Genomic DNA, 17,049 nt, shown 5'->3' with positions numbered 1-17,049 from the left:
ACTCTCTTAAAATTTGTTTTTAGAACTATACAAAATCATTAGCTAATTCACAATCTTTCATACCTGCTACGTGGATGACATTAATGTCTCTAGGTTGCCATGCTACTTACAGTTACTCACAAGGTATTGCCAGCGTGGATACCGATGTCATTCCCGCAGAAGCGGGAATGACATCAAGAGCATTTACTGGTCCACGCAACAATGCCTACTCACAATGACGATATTTATAGTTAGCAATCCATATACGAAGATCAACTTCAAAAAGAGCCAGGAGTTCACAAGACGAGGAACGCAGCGTATACTTAACACGTGAGTACCGCAGTACTTGTAGAACGACTTCGCCAATTTTGAAGTTGATCAAGTATATTCCATTATCCATTAAACTGCTCTTTTATTGAGTCATATATATTTTATAATCTCATCTAATTTTTTAGTTTCAATTACGCTGCCATTATTAATATTCAGAATATTTTTAACATTCTCAAGCAATAATATATAGGATTTGTGATATTGTACTATTCTGATTATTGCATACAAAAGTCTACATCTCCTATACCAAGCCTCTTACCTGAAATACTAAAAGATTGGCAAGGAAAACCGGCACATAAAATATCATGTTTAGGGATTTTGGTTTCTGATATTTCCATAATATCACCATATGGCTTATCACCGAAATTTCTTTTATATGCTTCTTGTACATCTTTGTCTATGAAAAAACACATTCAAGCCCCTTTATTTCCAAGGCTTTTCTAAAACCACCAATACCACAAAATAAATCATTTATACGTAAATTATACTACTAAACTTAGGAAGCGTAATTTTCTTTTTTAGCTTTAGTTGTTTTTGTTTTCTCAGGTGATTTTTCTTTATCTATTTTTATAGTAGATGAATCATTAAAAGGAAATTTATTCTCCTCTTCTGAATCTAAAGCTCTACCACTAAGTAAATTTTTAATTTGCTGACCGGACAATGTCTCATATTCAATTAAAGCATTTGCTAAGGTATGAAGTTGATCTATATGTTTTGTTAAAATATCTTTTGCAAATTCATATCCTTGCGTAATAATTCTTTTAACTTCAGCATCAATTAACTCTGCAGTAGCTTCCGAGGTTTCATTATTAGGTTGTCTACCATACATATCGTCACCACTTGAACCGTGAAATATCGGTCCTATTAAATCACTTAAACCTGCTTTTGTAACCATCGCTCTGGCAATATTAGTTGCACCTTTTATATCCGACGAAGCTCCTGAGGTAACTTTATTTCTACCGAAAATAATTTCCTCCGCTACTCTTCCTGCCATATAAACTGCTATAGATGATTCCATCTGTTCACGATTCTGAGAATATTCATCAGTTTCAGGAAGTCTTTGCACCATCCCAAGAGCATTACCACGCGGTATAATCGTAGCCTTATGAATAGGTGATGCTGCAGGACAATAAAGTCCTACTAATGCATGTCCGCCTTCATGATATGCAGTCAACCTTTTTTCTTTCTCTGACATTGCAATGGAGCGACGTGCAACTCCCATCAGCACCTTATCTTTTGCCTCTTCCATGTCTTGCATATCTACTTCTTTCTTACCAAGCCTTGCAGCAATAAGAGCAGCTTCATTAACTAAGTTAGCAAGTTCAGCACCGGAAAAGCCCGGAGTACCGCGAGCAATAATTCGTGCTAGTACCGTACTATTATATTTAATTTTCTTTAAATGTACTTTTAGAATTTGCTCACGACCGTTTATATCAGGGTTTGCAACGGCAATTTGACGATCAAACCTACCGGGACGCAGTAATGCACGATCAAGAACGTCAGGACGGTTTGTAGCTGCAATGATCACAACTCCCTCATTTGCTTCAAATCCATCCATTTCGACTAACATTTGGTTTAAGGTTTGCTCACGTTCATCATTGCCGCCACCCATACCGATACCTCTATGGCGACCTACCGCATCAATTTCATCGATAAAGATAATACAAGGAGCATTACGTTTACCCTGTTCAAACATGTCACGCACACGGCTTGCACCAACACCTACAAACATTTCAACAAAATCAGAGCCGGATATGCTAAAAAACGGAACATTAGCCTCACCTGCAATTGCTTTAGCAAGAAGTGTCTTACCGGTTCCGGGAGGACCTATAAGTAAGCAGCCTTTCGGTATTTTACCACCAAGCTTTTGGAACTTGCTTGGATCCCTTAAAAAATCTACTATTTCAGTTAATTCTTCTTTTGCTTCATCGATACCTGCTACATCTTTAAAGGTAATTTTTGGTCCTTTATCTGATAGCAACCTAGCTTTAGATTTTCCAAACCCCATAGCTTTCCCACCTCCATGCATTTGACGCATGAAAAAAACCCAAACACCTATCAATAAAAGCATAGGAAACCAAGAAATTAAAAAGCCTAAAAAGGTATTCATTCTTGTTTCAAGAGGCACTACTTCAATATTAACGTCATTGCTAGTAAGACGATTTACTAAATCAGGATAATCAGGAGCATAAGTATTAAAAGTAGAGCCGTCATTTGAAGTGCCTTCAATTACTCTACCCTGAATTTTTACCGAATTAACGGTCTTTTCATCAACTCGTGTTAAAAAATCCGAAAAAGTTATATTATTTCTTCCACCAAGTAAACCGTCAGATTGGAACACATTAAAAAGTAATATTACAAAAATAAAAAGTACTGCCCAAGCTAAAATACTTCTACCTTGATTATTCATCGATATAAAACCTAATAAAATTTTTATTGGTATAAGAGAGGTCTGTAAATAAATTTTATAGTTAAAATTTATTTACAGATAACCTCTTAAATACCGGTGTTAGCAAAAATGGGTGAAACGAGATACAAAATTTGGAGAAAAAGATACTTCAAAGTTCCACATGTCGTTATCATAATATGATATATGTGGTATTGCTATAACTTTTTCAAGTATTTTAATGATAGGTAAGGTCAATAAAACTGCATTGTGGTTTTTGCAAGATAGATTTTTCAAAGGTTCTAAATCTAATTGTTTCTTTATTATTTTATAATCTTTTAACGATAGATGAGTTACAAAACAATTTGGAGCTTCTTGATTTTTTGTGATACAAAATCTATTATCCCAAATAACGGATTTATCTAGTAATATTTTACTCTCAGGCAATTTTTTGCCGAATTCCCTGTATATAAGTAACTCGTTTTGTATGCGCTTAATTATACAGCCATGAAGTGTATTCTTAAAGTTTACGTCTTGAGTAATTAATTTCAAAATAGGTTCTACCGAATAAAAACGAGCTGCTCTAGATTGTCCACTAATTATTATCAGTAAAAAATTAATTATTTGTACTTTCACCTCATTTGAAAACTTATCAAATTTAACTAAATCAAGAAAAGCAAAGCCATATTCAAAAATCTTGACCGCTTCAGCTATCGCCGATATTAATTCAGGCTTAAACTCGTTTTCTATACGTTTGTTGGTTTTAAGTTGTTGTGAGATTATTGCGGCTTTAGACATCTTTCCACACTTCGCTTCTAGAGATAATTTAGACGCCGTTCCGGTACTCGCATCCTCACGTACGCTTGTGTACGCTGCGGTGCTACGTTCCGTGTCTCCTTTAAATTCCTCTCTATAAACTGGTTTGGAAAAATGTCTAATATAATCTGCACCTTTAGCTAATTTTTGCCTAATAACATTTCGTCTATATTTATCAGATGAATTTGACTCATCTTCAAACCATTTTATATTATGACTGACTAAATATTCTACTAATTCACTTTTTGGAATATTATATAGCGGTCTAATTATGTGTATATTATTATACCAATTGATATTACTGCTACTAAGTCCAAATATACCGCTATTACGCTCTAATCTTAAACAAAAATTTTCTACGTAATCATCTTCATGGTGAGCAGTTAAAAGTACTAATATATCGAGTTCTAGACATAGATTGGTCATCAAATCATAGCGTCCTTCTCTTGCTCTTTCTTGTAAATTGGAAAAATTATTTTGATGGTCAAAAGATAAACTATAATGCTTGCGATTTAGACTATTACTGATATTTTGGATATAATGGGTCTCTTGCTTCGACTGTTCCCGTAAGTTATGATCAACCGATATAACAAATAATTCTATATTATTTTTCTCTGCCCAAATATTAGCAAGATAAAGAAGTGCTACCGAATCGCTCCCACCAGATACTGCAATCGATATTTTAGATAAGCTAAAATTACCTATTAGATTATTGATATTATACTCAAATTTTTCATATAGCATGGTTGAAAAATGTTAGTACTGTTTGTAAAGTGTTTGGATATTGTGGTCAAACTTAGTAGTATGTCATTTCCGCGTAGGCGGGACGTTGTTGCATGGCTCTTATGTCATTCCTGCGAAAGCAGGAATCCAGAAAAAAGTATAAATACAGCAAATTCTTGAAATTAAAAGCTCGATTTATCTTGCTTTATGCTGGATGCCCGCCTACGCGGGAATGACATCGAACAAGTTTCTCAATCCATACAACAATGCTCTACTTTTGCAATGGTAACAAAAAACTACACAATTAGATGATAAAAAAAATTTATGCTGACTCAGCTAAATCTTCTGAAGTTTCAGTCTTTTGTTCGCGTAAATAATCTTGTGCTTCTGATTCTGATCTTGCAACAATAACCGTAACTATAGCATTAAGCTCTGCATGGAGTCTTATTTCAACTGTATAAATTCCGGTAGATTTAATTTGTTTATCAAGAATAACATTTGAATGAGAAATATTATAAGATATATTTTCAGATAATTTATTGGCTATTTCTTTATTAGTAACCGAACCGAAAAGTTTACCGTCATTTGATGTTTGACGGATAAAAACTAATTGTTGATCTTTAATAAGAGCATTAATTTTTTCTACTTCTTCTCTTATTTGCTTATCTTTTGCTTCAAATTCGTGTTTTTGTTTAACTATTAGCTCTTTATTAGGCTCAGTAGCTCTAATAGCTAATTTTTGCGGTAAAAGATAATTACGACCAAACCCGTCTGCTACTTTGAGTATGTCGCCAATTTTACCTAATTTTCTTACGGGTTTTATTAATATAATTTCCATGTATTATGCCTTTATTTAGCTTGAAATACAAAAGGTAATAACGCTAAAATTCTTGCAATTTTAATAGCATTATTTAGCTTTCTTTGTTTCTTTGCACAAACATTTGTGATCCTGCTTGGTAACATTCTACCGCCTTCAGAGACAAATTTTATTAAAAGCTCAGGGTTTTTATAATCAATAACAGGTGCATTAGGCACAGAAAGAGGGCATCCTTTACGTCTTCTAAAAAATACTTTTTTAGCAGTTTTATCTCCTACCTTGTGAGCAGCTGTTTCACTAGCATTATTACTTTTTAACATTCTTTAACCTTAATTCTTACAAATTTAATTATTAATCGTTACGTCAATTACCGGAGCATTCTCTGTACTTTGATTTTTTAATATCGGTGAAGGTTCACTACTAATTGAATCTGCTTGAATTGTAAGAAATCTAATGATATTTTCGTTAAGCTTCATTTTTCTTTCTAGCTCTTCTTTTACATTACCAGTAATATCTAGACCTAAAAAATAATAATGTCCTTTTTTGTTATTACCGATTTTGTAAGCTAAAGTTCTTAACCCCCAATATTCTTTTTTTATGATAGTGCCATTATTATCTTTAATAATTTTAGCAAAATCATCAACGATTTTATCTATATCGTTTAATGATACGTCTTGACGTATAATAAAAACTGACTCATAAAAGCTCATGATATATAAGAATCTCCAACAAACTTTAAAATAAAGTATTTATAGCAACTAAAACTATTAAGTTCAAGTATTATCTTTAAAAAATTATTATTTCTTTGTTTCTTTTTATAAAAAGTTTGCTATAAACTCTAATAAATTAGATTACAAAAATTTTTAATTATTTACTAAATATTAATTAAGATTAATGCAGTGTTTGATGAGCTATTACCTGAAGTTTTAATTATAGAAGAAAAAAATAAAAAAGTGTTAATATTTCTTTAAGTAATGATATAAGAGAGAGCAGGATTTAATATAATGAGGGCTTCAACTCTAGAAAAAGCATTAACTTATTTTTTTAGTCAGCTGCTTGTTATCATGATTATTAGTGCAGAATTACAAGAAAATCCTTTAATAACAATAAATAACTAACAGAAATAGACGATAACGTGCTATTTTTTTATAAGCCCTTCTTATCTGAGCAAATAGTAGGTACTTTAAAGAGCTTATTGAGACGTTTCAAGTCAGTTGTACAAGATAATATTATTAAATTTAAGAATCTAAATATTGATTTAAATACTAAAAAAGTATACAAAGACGGACTGAATATTCCTCTAGGTCCTACTGAGTTTAAAATTTTACAACTTTTTTTTCAGGTCCCAAATGAAGTATTTTTGCGTAAGAAATAATAAAATATTTATGGGAAAGTGAAGAGACCTTCAATGAACGTCTCTATAGATGTTCATATAAATAGGATTAGAGAGGTCTTAGGGCAAGACAATTTAATTATTACAACCGTTCGTTTATCGGTTATTGTCTCAATAAGGATAACTAGAATTTTATTGTCAAAATTTTCTTTGTATTTATGCATTAAGTATGTTAATATCTATTAATATTGGTGTATAATATAATTAAGATTTTATTCGTTGCCGATTTATATATTTTATAACTAAAAACTGTAAATTTTATGTTAAGTAAACTAAATAAGCCCGCTTTATTTGCTTTAATATTTTATCCTATTTTTATTATATCTCTTGTAGTTAAATATTCGTTTGATTATGGAATAGGGCTAACTGAAGTTATTTTTATAATTGCTAGTTATTATATTAATAATATTACCGTTGGGATCGGTTTGCATAGGTTATGGTCTCATAATGCCTATAAAATAAATAAATATGCCGAGTTTGTCTTAATTATGCTGTCTGCAGGAACATTACAAGGACCAGCTTTATCTTGGGCATCGAATCATTATAAACATCATAGATATACGGACCAAGACCAAGATCCGCATACTCCTTTAAAATTTGATAATAAATTTTTAGGCTTTATGTGGTCTCATATAGGATGGATGCTAGTCGGAAGCGGTAGCTATAAGTCTATTGATCGCATTACTTGGGCTAAGCACGGGAAAAACAATTTATTAAAATGGCAGCTAAAATATTATTGGCAAATAGCAGCTTTTATGAATATTGTCGTGCCTTTATTTATCGGTTACTTAGTCGGTGGTACTGTGCAATCGGCATATGCAGGATTTTTATTTATGGGGCTCGGTAGATTCCTACAGCAGCAAGCAACCTTCTGCGTTAATTCTTTATGCCACTTTGCCGGTAGTAAAAAATATTACAAAGGCACTGCCGGAGATATTTGGTGGATGGCATTATTCTTACTCGGTGAAAATTGGCATAATTACCATCATGCTTTTCCTTCAGATTATCGTAACGGTGCAAAATGGTATCATTTGGACGTTCACAAATGGATAATATTTTTAATGAGTAAAATCGGTTTAGCTTCAGAACTTGAACGTACTACAAAAGTACGTATACAGGCAAAAATGCAAGAAACTTTAAGCTATCTTAGTGAAAAACAAAAGCAAAAATTGACTTTAATGCAAACTAAAATAGATCATTTATTAGAAAATCTATGCTTAAAAATTAAAGAGCTTGAAGAATCATCTATTACTATCAAAGAACAATTTAAAAAATCTTTTGTAGAAATACAAGAATCACTTAAAAATTTAGCGGAGCAAGTAAGTGCTGCAAAGCAAATAACAGAAAAATCTTCGGAAAAACTATTAAAAATAGTTAATAAAAAAATTATTGATGCCGAACAATCTATTTATAAGCTGTATAATCAATTAAATACCTTAAAGGTATCTAATTAGGCATTATTAAATAAAGATAGATATCGTGATTGCAAGCGGGTGTTGGTGTTTTCACATGGGTCCTGTTATGTCATGCCCGCCTACACAGGAATGACATCAGTATCCACGTGGACAACACCTTCTCACAATGACGCAAACTATCATTTTTTACTTAACAACGCCTCTAATTAGTTTCAATTTGAATGATAAAAATTTTAGGTATAGAATCAAGCTGTGATGATACAGCTGTTTCTATAATCACCGAAAATCGAGAAATCTTATCTAATATAATCATTTCACAAAATACAGAACATGCAGTTTTTGGAGGGGTAGTACCTGAAATTGCTGCACGTTCTCACTTATCGCATCTAGATAAAGCATTAAAAAATGTTTTAAAAGAAAGCAACACTAAATTAACGGACATTAGTACAATTGCTGCAACTTCCGGTCCAGGTTTAATCGGCGGTATTATAGTTGGCTCAATGTTTGCAAGATCACTAAGCAGTGCTTTAAAAAAACCCTTTATTGCAATTAATCATTTAGAAGGTCATGCTTTAACCGCAAGACTAACCGATAATATTCCTTATCCTTATTTACTCTTGTTAGCTTCAGGCGGACATTGCCAATTTGTAGCAGTTTTAGGTCTCGGAAAATATAAAATACTAGGATCTACTATAGATGATGCCGTAGGCGAAGCCTTTGACAAGGTAGCCAAAATGCTAAACTTAGCTTTTCCCGGAGGACCTGAAATTGAGAAAAGAGCAAAACTTGGCGATCCTCATAAATATAAATTTCCAAAACCTATAATTAACAGCGGTAATTGCAATATGTCCTTTTCAGGACTTAAAACTGCCGTGCGTACTTTAATAATGAATTTAAAGGAAATTAATGACACTGTAATCAATGATATAGCAGCAAGTTTTCAATTTACTATAGGAGAAATTCTAAGTAGTAAGGTACAAGATGCTATTAGAGCATATGAACAAATAACAAATAATTTTGATAAGAAGAATATAGTTATTGCCGGCGGTGTCGCTGCTAATAAATATTTACAAAAAATATTAAGTAGCTGTGCTAAAACATATGGTTATCGGCTTATTTATCCACCTATCCACTTATGCACCGATAATGCTGCAATGATTGCATATGCAGGACTTGAGCGTTACAATAATAAGTTATTTACTCCTTTGAATTTCTCTCCAAAAGCTAGGTGGAGTTTAGAGGATATTAGTAATTAAAATTTATTTACTGATATCCTCTAAGAAGAAATATAATTTTTTAATATTGACACTTCTTAATTTAGTAGTATGATACATAATTACCATGAAACATGGCAATTATGTATATAAAAAAGAGGTAAGTTTATGAGCAATAGCAATTATGAAAACATATACAAAGCATTTAATTGTCTTTCAGAAGCAACCAATTCTGCCTATTCAGCCGTAAATACTTTTTTAGCACTACCTAATGTATTTAATAAATATACTACTGTTATTTCTTTAATTTTTTCTAAAACAGCAAAATTAGACTCTAATATAACCAATATAATTAAAAACGGTGTTATTATATATGAGATATCAACAGCCTTAATAGGGGCCGTAAATACTTTTTATAAAGATAAAAAATTAGTCGATAAAATATTAAAAGACGGACAGAATGCTATTGATAAGCTTATTGAAACAACAACCTATTTATCGCCAATAGTTACAGATATTACAAATTCTTACTTAGTTGATCCGTATAAAGAAGAAAAAGCACTATTATTTGACTTACAAATTCCTAACTCTACTAGTAGTGATTATTATAAATTATCAGGTACTGAAAGTATAACATTAGCTGAAATTGAATATTATTAATACTAATTAATAGAATTTTTTATTACTTTTTCTAGATGACCATACTCCTTTTAGTTATGGTCTTGTTGCATTGCTCGTTTTGTGTCATTCCCGCTTCCGCAGGAATGACATCAAACGCGTTTTTTGAGCTATGCAACAAATCTTTTAATAGCTCGCAATGACAAAATCAATAATTATTAAACAGTGCCTTTAACAAGAATAGTGGATTATGCGATAATTCGTTATTCGGAAAAAATTAATCAACTTATTGTTACCTTCAATTCTTTATCCTTTGCATTTATTTTAACCGTTTTACCGCTACTTATTTCGCCTGCTAAAATCATTTTGGCTAAATTATTTTGTATTTCCCGCTGGATAAGACGTTTTAATGGTCTTGCTCCAAAGCTTGGATCATAACCTTTTTCGGCTAAATAATTTAATGCAGATTCATCAAATTCAAGAATAATATTTTGTGCTAGTAAAATTTTCTTTAAACTTTCAAGCTGTATCTTAACTATATCATGAATATTATTACGATTTAGGCGATGGAATAATATAATCTCGTCTAATCTGTTTAAAAACTCAGGTTTAAATACTGCTTTTACATATTCCATAACCTCATCCTTTACTTTATATGTATCTTCGTCCTTTTTCTGATTAACGAGTATCTCAGCACCTAAATTAGACGTTAAAACTATTATAGTATTCTTAAAATCAACTGTTATACCTTGACTATCTGTTAATCTTCCCTCATCAAGTATTTGCAGCATAATATTAAATATGTCGGGATGGGCTTTTTCAACCTCATCAAATAATATTACCTGATAAGGACGACGTCTTACTGCCTCCGTTAACACTCCGCCTTGATCATATCCGATATAGCCGGGAGGAGCTCCTATCAAGCGAGAAATAGCGTGCTTCTCCATATATTCCGACATATCTATACGAAGTATTGCATTACGGTCATCAAAAAGAAAACCAGCTAAGGCTTTGGTAAGCTCGGTTTTACCGACTCCGGTCGGTCCTAAGAATAAGAACGAACCAAGCGGGCGGTTAATATCTTGAATCCCTGCACGTGATCTTCTTACCGCATCACTAACACCTTTAATTGCCTTATCCTGGCCTATTACCGATTCTCGTAATTTCTGCTCCATCACAAGCAGACGCTCACGTTCACTTGATAGCATCGTATCAATTGGAATACCAGTAATACGAGAGATAATACTTGCTATATCACTTTCCGATACAATTTCTTTTAACAGCCCTTTATTATCCATACTTTCGGCTTCCTGAATCTTTTTCATAATCTCAGGTATAATTCCGTATTTTAGCTCACTAGCTTTAGCGAGATTAGCATCACGTTCGGCACGTTCAAGCTCGTTTCGGCTACGGTCTAGTTCTTCTTTGAGCTTTTGTGTTTGCTGTAGTTTAGACTTTTCAGCTTGCCATTTAGCTCCCATATCATAGGATTTAGACTCTAATTTTTCTAATGCTGTAGTTAAATGCTCTATTTTCTTTTTAGAATGCTCGTCATTTTCTTTTTTAAGTGCTGCAAGCTCTATTTTTATCTGAACAATACGACGGTCCAGCTCATCAAGCTCTTCTGGTTTACTTGATAGCTCTATTTTCATACGGCTACAAGCTTCATCAATCAAATCAATAGCTTTATCAGGTAAATAACGATCGGTAATATAACGGTTTGATAACGTCGCTGCTGCAACTATTGCACTATCGGAAATTCGCACTGCATGATGCAGCTCATATTTTTCTTTAATTCCTCTAAGTATTGATATAGTATCCTCAACCGTCGGCTCACTCACGTAAACAGGCTGAAAACGACGAGCAAGTGCTGCATCTTTCTCGATATATTTACGATATTCATCTAGCGTAGTAGCACCGATACAATGCAGCTCACCACGAGCAAGCATCGGCTTTAGTAAATTCGAGGCATCCATAACACCGTCGGTTTTTCCCGTACCGACTAATAGATGCAATTCATCGATAAATAAAATAATTTCACCGCTTGATTCTTTGATTTCGCTAAGCACTGCTTTAAGACGCTCTTCAAATTCGCCTCGATATTTAGCTCCCGCTATTAAAGCTCCCATATCAAGCTCAATAATACGGCAATTAATAAGCGATTCAGGTACGTCCTTACTAAATATTCGTTGTGCAAGCCCCTCTATTATAGCAGTTTTACCAACTCCAGGTTCTCCAATCAATACAGGATTATTTTTCATACGTCGTGATAGTACCTGCACCGTTCTTCTTATTTCTTCATCACGTCCGATGATCGGATCAAGCTTACCGCTTTCTGCAAGCTCTGTTACGTCTCTGCCGTATTTCTTTAAAGCATCATAACTATTTTCTGCCGATTCGGTATCTGCTTTTTTGCCTTTACGAAACTGTAAAATAGCTGTTGCTATTTTTTTATTATTAATTCCATTATTCGTTAAAATTTTACCGGCTATAGTATTATCATAAGTTAATGCTTCAAATATACGCTCTATGGTTACAAAGCTATCCCCACTGTCTTTAGCAATGCTACTAGCTTTTTCTAAAACTTTAAAAGCTTCAGCAGAAGAATAAACTTGTCCTCCTCCCTCAACCTGAACTTTTGGGATTTTATTTAGTTCTAGCTGAACTTGATCTTTTAATAAGTTTATATTACCGCCAGTATTATTAATAAGGGTTTGAATTATACCTGTTTCTTCACTTAAAAGACTAGATAATAAATGCAAAGGTAATATTTGCTGATGATCATTTTTAGCAGCAAGTGATTGGCTACTAGCTATCAATGATTTAGCATGTGCAGTAAATTTATCAATATTCATATAAATAATATATCTTAATTAATAAAGTTAAATATTTTTAACTAGACTATTTTTATATAATAATTTTTAATTAAAATAACAAGAGATGCACAACTACATATAGAATTTTATAATGCTTTCATCATTAAAAAAACAATTTGATAACGATAAGGAATTTTTATTAAATCATACAAAAGAATTTTTAACCACACCCAGAATAGGCGTTACTTTAGAAACAAATAGAGCGAAAATTGAAGGGAAAAAGGTGAAACTCCAATATTAATACGTGACGGTCGTAACAATCCCAATGAAAAAATTGTTTTAGGCACTAAAGCTTTTGAAATGCAATATTTAAATGCTATCAGAGGAGCGATAAACATAGCAAAGGGCAAAAATAAACCCGAGCTTGTGCTGAAATTAAATAAAGAAACAGTAAAATTTATTAATAGTTTTAATGCTTTGAATATGGAAAAATCACAAGAAAACATCTCAAAAAATAGGCAAGCTGAAATTGACAGTGTTGCTGAATTGCTAGGAAAAAGTGGTATTAAAAATGCTCATAAAAAATTAAATGTTGCTAAAGATTTTCAAAATTTCAATGATGAGCATTGTAATATAGTCACTTTGTCAAAAGTCATCAATGATGAGGGAAAAGAGCATATTGTAGTCGAAGCGGAAGTAGCTTTTAAAGGCTTGACAGAAGAACAAAAGCAAGAATATCAAAATAGAGACGGTAAAAACTGGTATAATGTAATGCCTGAATGCGAGAGGAAGCTTGTTGATCAGTATACTGATACAATTTAAAACGGTAGGCATGTTATCCCAACCCAGTTACGACAAATTATTGGCATGAAAAACGCCTTTGAGAAAATTGGGACAATAACCGACAAAGACGGTAAAAATTTTGAAACATTGCTTACATCTAAATATGCAGATACATTAGCCTCGATTTCAAATGATATAGATTCTAGACAAAAAATTACCGACTTAAATGCACGCCAAGCTCAAGAATGGCTTGAAGACGGCTTTACTCTTCATACTAATAAATTAAACTCAGGTCCTATAGGAGCTGGCAATGATCCCACAATTGTTGATCAGACAAAAAAATCTATGGAAAATGTCGGTGGGAAAAATACTAATACTCCTCTTAATTTATTTAGGCTTATAGGAGTAACAAATAACTTTGCAGGAGTGAGTGATACTTTAAACAAAATAGCAAAAAATTTACCGACTGAAAAAGGAATTGATGAATTAAAAGCACATATTAAACCGAGAAGCAAATTTGAACATTTTTTTAGGATAAATAAACCTACAGGAAATGCAGCAGAAACAATTAACAATGCAAATTTAACGGATCAGGAAAAAGAAATATTAAAAAAAGCTGTAACATTAAGAAAAAATATTGAACAAGCAGATATTCCTTTTAGAGTATCCTTCGAGACAAAACTTCCTTTTATATCTTTTGATAAAGAAAATATTAATCTAAATATATCAGATGTCTTAAGTAATTTAACAGCGAAAATAAGACAAAATAAACAAGAAACTAAAACCACTAGTTTAATAAGGAAGAAATATGCACAATGTGTGCCAGCGGTAAAGATAGAGAAGGGCTTAATGAACATAATAAAATATCTCAAGCAGTATCAAAATATACCGGTATAAAAAGAAACAGACATCGATAAACAATTACTTAAAAACTGTCATATTACTCAGCAAGCAGGTAGTATTTATGCAAGCGGTGCAACAATAGGTTGTTACGGCACTAAAAAAGAAAATAAAAGAGTCATTCCAAAAAGTAGAAAAGAAACACTTGCTGCTATAATGGCATTAACTGCTAAAACTAATAAAATTGCAGACAAAAAAAAAGGTGGATAAAAGATAGATGCAGAATATGAAAAAAATCACCCTAGAGAATCTATCGCAATACGCAGTGATAGGAAAGTTGTTAAACCGTTAACTAAATTCAGTATCATAGCTTAAACTAAGTATAACCCCACCGGTTAAATTTAATAAAAGTCAAAATATAGGTATGGAGGAATAATGTCAGAACTTACAATTGTAACAGGCGGTACTAGAGAAATAGGTAAAGCTACCGCTTTAGAATTAAAAAATAAGGGTCTTACGATAGTTGCTAATTTTTTCAGCAATTACGACACTGCTAAAGAAATAGAAGAAAAATACGGTATAAAAACCAAACGCTAGAATATTGCGGATTTTGAAGAATGTAGAAAAGCAGTAAAGGAAATTGAAGAGGAGTTTAAAAAACCGGTAAGTATTCTTGTAAATAATGCCGGTATTACCAAAGATAAAATGCTACATAGAACGAGTAATCAAGATTGGAATGATGTGATTAACGTTAATCTCAATTCTTGCTTTAATATGTCTAGTAGCGTAATGGAGCAGATACGAAACCAAGATTACGGTCGTATAATAAATATCAGTTCAATTAATGCTCAAGCAAGGCAGGTTGGGCAGACTAATTACTCTGCTGCTAAAGCTGGAATTATCAGCTTTACTAAGGCCCTTGCTCGTGAAACTGCTTCTAAAAATATCACCATTAACTATATAGCTCCAGGGTATATTGCAACCGAAATGGTAGGAGCAGTACCCGAAGACGTGCTTGTTAAAATCGTTAATATTATCCCCAAAATAAAGACTAGGACAGCCGGAAGAAATAGCTAGAGCCGTGGCATTTTTAGTTGATGAAAATGCCGGATTTATCACAGGTGAGACTATTTCTATCAACGGCGGCCATAATATGATTTAAACAATTAACTAATAATAGATTAGAATATGAAAGAGATCGAATCTCTAAAGGAAGAGAACTTTTAAGTAAAAATGAATATAAGGAAGCACTTAATATATTTACCTTAAATTAAACAATATAAAGGTTTTCTAAATATCTATTATTATGAAGACATCACTTACTTGTGTTGGGGAGAGTATTATAATAATGTGGAACAAACAAACCTTTACCTTAAGGCAGTAGCTTCATTACGACAAACAGCTCTATATACATCTAAACCTAAAGATACTGATGTTTTATTAGGAAAAGCTTTTTATAAAGGAGGCAAATTAAGCGAAGCTGGTACTGTACTTAAGAAATATATATATCTTGTCCAGAGAATGAGGAAGAATTTCAGGAAATTCTCAGTCAAATAACTCCAGAACTTAATAAAACTAATAATTCACCAATGTTATCGAGAGATAGTAGTCAATTAACTTCGTTTAATAATAAAGATTCGCATGATATAATAGAAGTGAGTCAAACATTAAATGCATTAATAAGCATAATAGCTAAACATGACCACGATATAGCTCGACATGCGCAAGCAATTGCAGACATAAAAAAATGTTACAATCTGCAAATTTTGGGTATACTGCAGATATAAACAACCAAATTAAAGAATTGAAAGTCATTAACCCTAAATTAGAAGAATATTATAAATGTTTTAATATGGCTTTACAACAATGTATGTATTGCTGCTAGTGCTGTAAGTAGCGGCCTAGTAGTTCATGATGCAGGGTATTTAACGTGTGAGTGCCTCTTCTCTTATAAAATGGGTTTGTTATCTTGGCGACATAGCAGCGTCCGGTTTTTTAAATTCTATTGCCACTGCTCTAATAGCAGTTCTGCATGATGCCGGTGATAATATGTTTAACTCTAAGGAAGAAAAAAAGCTATGAGATGTACTTACTAAATTTTGTAAAATGATTAATAAACAATAATAGTAATCCTATGGAAAAATTAGCGTTTCAAGATACTATTTCTTTGATTAGTTATATGTATCATCATGCAGAGGATATATTAAAGAGTTCTAAATCGTTGTTAAATCAAATTTTAACTACTACAAAAGAAGTATTAAGCACATCATGGGATGATATAAAGAAAACTACTCCCGGCAATGTAGAGTACGATTTATGGCAAATGGAAAAGCAAGTACCTGAATCTGAAATAATAACTGAAAAAGCAAAAAGCGGACAGCTGCGAAGTATAAAGATATCTTGCTTTTCGGTTGATTGCTTAAAACCACTTTAAAAAAAATAGCGATTTCTTCAACCGGCATCAGAAGAGGAGTTGAAGATTTTCTTAATCAAAAATATTTTGCTGATAAATTTACTGAAGAAGAACAAGGTTGTTTTGTCTTATTCTTAGCATATAAAATATTTAGATATGGTAATAAGGTATGTCGCAAATATTTTAGCGAGCAACAGCCGGAGCTAATTACAAAAATTTTCGATGATTATCCTCATTTATTTTTTAGGAGAGAGGCAATTAACATATGTATTAAAAATAAAGATGGTAGACAAAAACCATTAGATGCACTAAAGTTAAAATCGTCAGATAAATTTCAGTATTCCCTAAGGTAGATGTTGTTGTAAACCTCATATTTGAAGAAGAACCTAAACCGAAGCACGTACCTAATGAACCTGAGCTTGTATTTAACTTAGAGCTCATACCTTTAAATATAGACGAAAATGATGATGTACTACCAACAAGTAATGTAGAAAATAACCACTAAA

General features: G+C 32.4%; 16 protein-coding genes and 3 pseudogenes. 12 read left to right on the top strand and 7 right to left on the bottom strand.

Annotated elements, in window-relative coordinates:
• Positions 1 to 399: 399 nt before the first annotated feature.
• The 6 genes and pseudogenes from dcm to rpsF all read right to left on the bottom strand — a co-directional run bounded on the left by dcm (position 400) and on the right by rpsF (position 5,761).
• Positions 400 to 742, bottom strand: a pseudogene (dcm, locus tag RSA_RS09200) (DNA (cytosine-5-)-methyltransferase).
• A 63-nt stretch (positions 743 to 805) separates the two neighbouring features.
• A complete protein-coding gene (gene ftsH / locus RSA_RS00345) occupies positions 806 to 2,719 on the bottom strand; it encodes an ATP-dependent zinc metalloprotease FtsH (RefSeq protein WP_014362702.1) in 1,914 nt (637 codons plus the stop codon).
• A gap of 99 nt (positions 2,720 to 2,818) precedes the next feature.
• A complete protein-coding gene (tilS, locus tag RSA_RS00340; RefSeq protein WP_012150294.1) occupies positions 2,819 to 4,255 on the bottom strand; it encodes a tRNA lysidine(34) synthetase TilS in 1,437 nt (478 codons plus the stop codon).
• Between the two features lie 301 nt (positions 4,256 to 4,556).
• Complete coding sequence (gene rplI / locus RSA_RS00335) at positions 4,557 to 5,072, bottom strand: 50S ribosomal protein L9 (RefSeq protein WP_012150293.1); 516 nt, start codon at positions 5,070 to 5,072, stop codon at positions 4,557 to 4,559.
• An 11-nt stretch (positions 5,073 to 5,083) separates the two neighbouring features.
• Positions 5,084 to 5,371: a 30S ribosomal protein S18 gene (rpsR, locus tag RSA_RS00330; protein WP_004996865.1), complete on the bottom strand. Its 288-nt coding sequence runs from the start codon at positions 5,369 to 5,371 to the stop codon at positions 5,084 to 5,086.
• A gap of 24 nt (positions 5,372 to 5,395) precedes the next feature.
• Positions 5,396 to 5,761, bottom strand: coding sequence for a 30S ribosomal protein S6 (rpsF, locus tag RSA_RS00325; RefSeq protein WP_012150292.1), 366 nt, complete (start codon positions 5,759 to 5,761; stop codon positions 5,396 to 5,398).
• Positions 5,762 to 6,704: 943 nt separating this feature from the next.
• Here rpsF and RSA_RS00315 point away from each other — a divergent pair.
• From RSA_RS00315 to RSA_RS00305, 3 genes are all read left to right on the top strand, one after another.
• Positions 6,705 to 7,898 (top strand): fatty acid desaturase, encoded by a 1,194-nt coding sequence (locus RSA_RS00315; RefSeq protein WP_014364354.1) that lies wholly within the window; start codon positions 6,705 to 6,707, stop codon positions 7,896 to 7,898.
• 182 nt (positions 7,899 to 8,080) lie between these two features.
• Complete coding sequence (gene tsaD, locus RSA_RS00310; RefSeq protein ID WP_014364353.1) at positions 8,081 to 9,115, top strand: tRNA (adenosine(37)-N6)-threonylcarbamoyltransferase complex transferase subunit TsaD; 1,035 nt, start codon at positions 8,081 to 8,083, stop codon at positions 9,113 to 9,115.
• A gap of 126 nt (positions 9,116 to 9,241) precedes the next feature.
• The gene (locus RSA_RS00305) at positions 9,242 to 9,733 is read left to right on the top strand and encodes a DUF5424 family protein (RefSeq protein WP_014364352.1); all 492 of its coding nucleotides are present in this window, start codon (positions 9,242 to 9,244) and stop codon (positions 9,731 to 9,733) included.
• Positions 9,734 to 9,972: 239 nt separating this feature from the next.
• On the opposite strand, the gene clpB is transcribed toward RSA_RS00305, so the two are convergent.
• On the bottom strand, positions 9,973 to 12,546 hold the full coding sequence (clpB, locus tag RSA_RS00300) for an ATP-dependent chaperone ClpB (RefSeq protein WP_014364351.1): 2,574 nt from the start codon (positions 12,544 to 12,546) through the stop codon (positions 9,973 to 9,975).
• Positions 12,547 to 12,658: 112 nt separating this feature from the next.
• Between clpB and RSA_RS09195 the strand changes: the two genes are divergently transcribed.
• From RSA_RS09195 to RSA_RS00250, 9 genes and pseudogenes are all read left to right on the top strand, one after another.
• A complete protein-coding gene (locus RSA_RS09195; protein ID WP_014364350.1) occupies positions 12,659 to 12,808 on the top strand; it encodes a hypothetical protein in 150 nt (49 codons plus the stop codon).
• 59 nt (positions 12,809 to 12,867) lie between these two features.
• On the top strand, positions 12,868 to 13,329 hold the full coding sequence (locus RSA_RS09190; protein ID WP_231284239.1) for a hypothetical protein: 462 nt from the start codon (positions 12,868 to 12,870) through the stop codon (positions 13,327 to 13,329).
• A 45-nt stretch (positions 13,330 to 13,374) separates the two neighbouring features.
• Positions 13,375 to 14,187 carry a hypothetical protein gene (locus RSA_RS08735; RefSeq protein WP_231284238.1) on the top strand — a complete coding sequence of 271 codons (813 nt, stop codon included), beginning with the start codon at positions 13,375 to 13,377 and terminating at the stop codon, positions 14,185 to 14,187.
• A 378-nt stretch (positions 14,188 to 14,565) separates the two neighbouring features.
• Positions 14,566 to 15,292 (top strand): annotated as a pseudogene (locus RSA_RS08220) (SDR family oxidoreductase).
• 161 nt (positions 15,293 to 15,453) lie between these two features.
• Positions 15,454 to 15,687 carry a hypothetical protein gene (locus RSA_RS10170; RefSeq protein WP_331270648.1) on the top strand — a complete coding sequence of 78 codons (234 nt, stop codon included), beginning with the start codon at positions 15,454 to 15,456 and terminating at the stop codon, positions 15,685 to 15,687.
• Between the two features lie 32 nt (positions 15,688 to 15,719).
• Positions 15,720 to 15,917 (top strand): hypothetical protein, encoded by a 198-nt coding sequence (locus RSA_RS09185; protein ID WP_014364347.1) that lies wholly within the window; start codon positions 15,720 to 15,722, stop codon positions 15,915 to 15,917.
• 145 nt (positions 15,918 to 16,062) lie between these two features.
• A complete protein-coding gene (locus tag RSA_RS09180; protein ID WP_231284237.1) occupies positions 16,063 to 16,212 on the top strand; it encodes a hypothetical protein in 150 nt (49 codons plus the stop codon).
• A gap of 52 nt (positions 16,213 to 16,264) precedes the next feature.
• On the top strand, positions 16,265 to 16,564 hold the full coding sequence (locus tag RSA_RS09175; RefSeq protein ID WP_041472316.1) for a hypothetical protein: 300 nt from the start codon (positions 16,265 to 16,267) through the stop codon (positions 16,562 to 16,564).
• Positions 16,546 to 17,048 (top strand): annotated as a pseudogene (locus tag RSA_RS00250) (hypothetical protein). Before RSA_RS09175 ends, RSA_RS00250 begins: the two are co-directional and overlap by 19 nt.
• The last annotated feature ends 1 nt before the right edge of the window (position 17,049 follow it).

It is taken from the genome of Rickettsia philipii str. 364D (genome assembly GCF_000283995.1).
In the GTDB taxonomy this organism is placed as follows: domain Bacteria; phylum Pseudomonadota; class Alphaproteobacteria; order Rickettsiales; family Rickettsiaceae; genus Rickettsia; species Rickettsia rickettsii.
Note: the sequence above shows the minus strand (reverse complement) of the source record. Positions and strands in the feature narration are given on the sequence as shown.

Bases quoted from the DNA above. Each gene is read 5' to 3' on its own strand.
- ftsH (WP_014362702.1), bottom strand. From the start codon at position 2,719: ATGAATAATCAAGGTAGAAGTATTTTAGCTTGGGCAGTACTTTTTATT.
- tilS (WP_012150294.1), bottom strand. From the start codon at position 4,255: ATGCTATATGAAAAATTTGAGTATAATATCAATAATCTAATAGGTAAT.
- rplI (WP_012150293.1), bottom strand. From the start codon at position 5,072: ATGGAAATTATATTAATAAAACCCGTAAGAAAATTAGGTAAAATTGGC.
- rpsR (WP_004996865.1), bottom strand. From the start codon at position 5,371: ATGTTAAAAAGTAATAATGCTAGTGAAACAGCTGCTCACAAGGTAGGA.
- rpsF (WP_012150292.1), bottom strand. From the start codon at position 5,761: ATGAGCTTTTATGAGTCAGTTTTTATTATACGTCAAGACGTATCATTA.
- RSA_RS00315 (WP_014364354.1), top strand. From the start codon at position 6,705: ATGTTAAGTAAACTAAATAAGCCCGCTTTATTTGCTTTAATATTTTAT.
- tsaD (WP_014364353.1), top strand. From the start codon at position 8,081: ATGATAAAAATTTTAGGTATAGAATCAAGCTGTGATGATACAGCTGTT.
- RSA_RS00305 (WP_014364352.1), top strand. From the start codon at position 9,242: ATGAGCAATAGCAATTATGAAAACATATACAAAGCATTTAATTGTCTT.
- clpB (WP_014364351.1), bottom strand. From the start codon at position 12,546: ATGAATATTGATAAATTTACTGCACATGCTAAATCATTGATAGCTAGT.
- RSA_RS09195 (WP_014364350.1), top strand. From the start codon at position 12,659: ATGCTTTCATCATTAAAAAAACAATTTGATAACGATAAGGAATTTTTA.
- RSA_RS09190 (WP_231284239.1), top strand. From the start codon at position 12,868: ATGCAATATTTAAATGCTATCAGAGGAGCGATAAACATAGCAAAGGGC.
- RSA_RS08735 (WP_231284238.1), top strand. From the start codon at position 13,375: ATGAAAAACGCCTTTGAGAAAATTGGGACAATAACCGACAAAGACGGT.
- RSA_RS09185 (WP_014364347.1), top strand. From the start codon at position 15,720: ATGTTATCGAGAGATAGTAGTCAATTAACTTCGTTTAATAATAAAGAT.
- RSA_RS09175 (WP_041472316.1), top strand. From the start codon at position 16,265: ATGGAAAAATTAGCGTTTCAAGATACTATTTCTTTGATTAGTTATATG.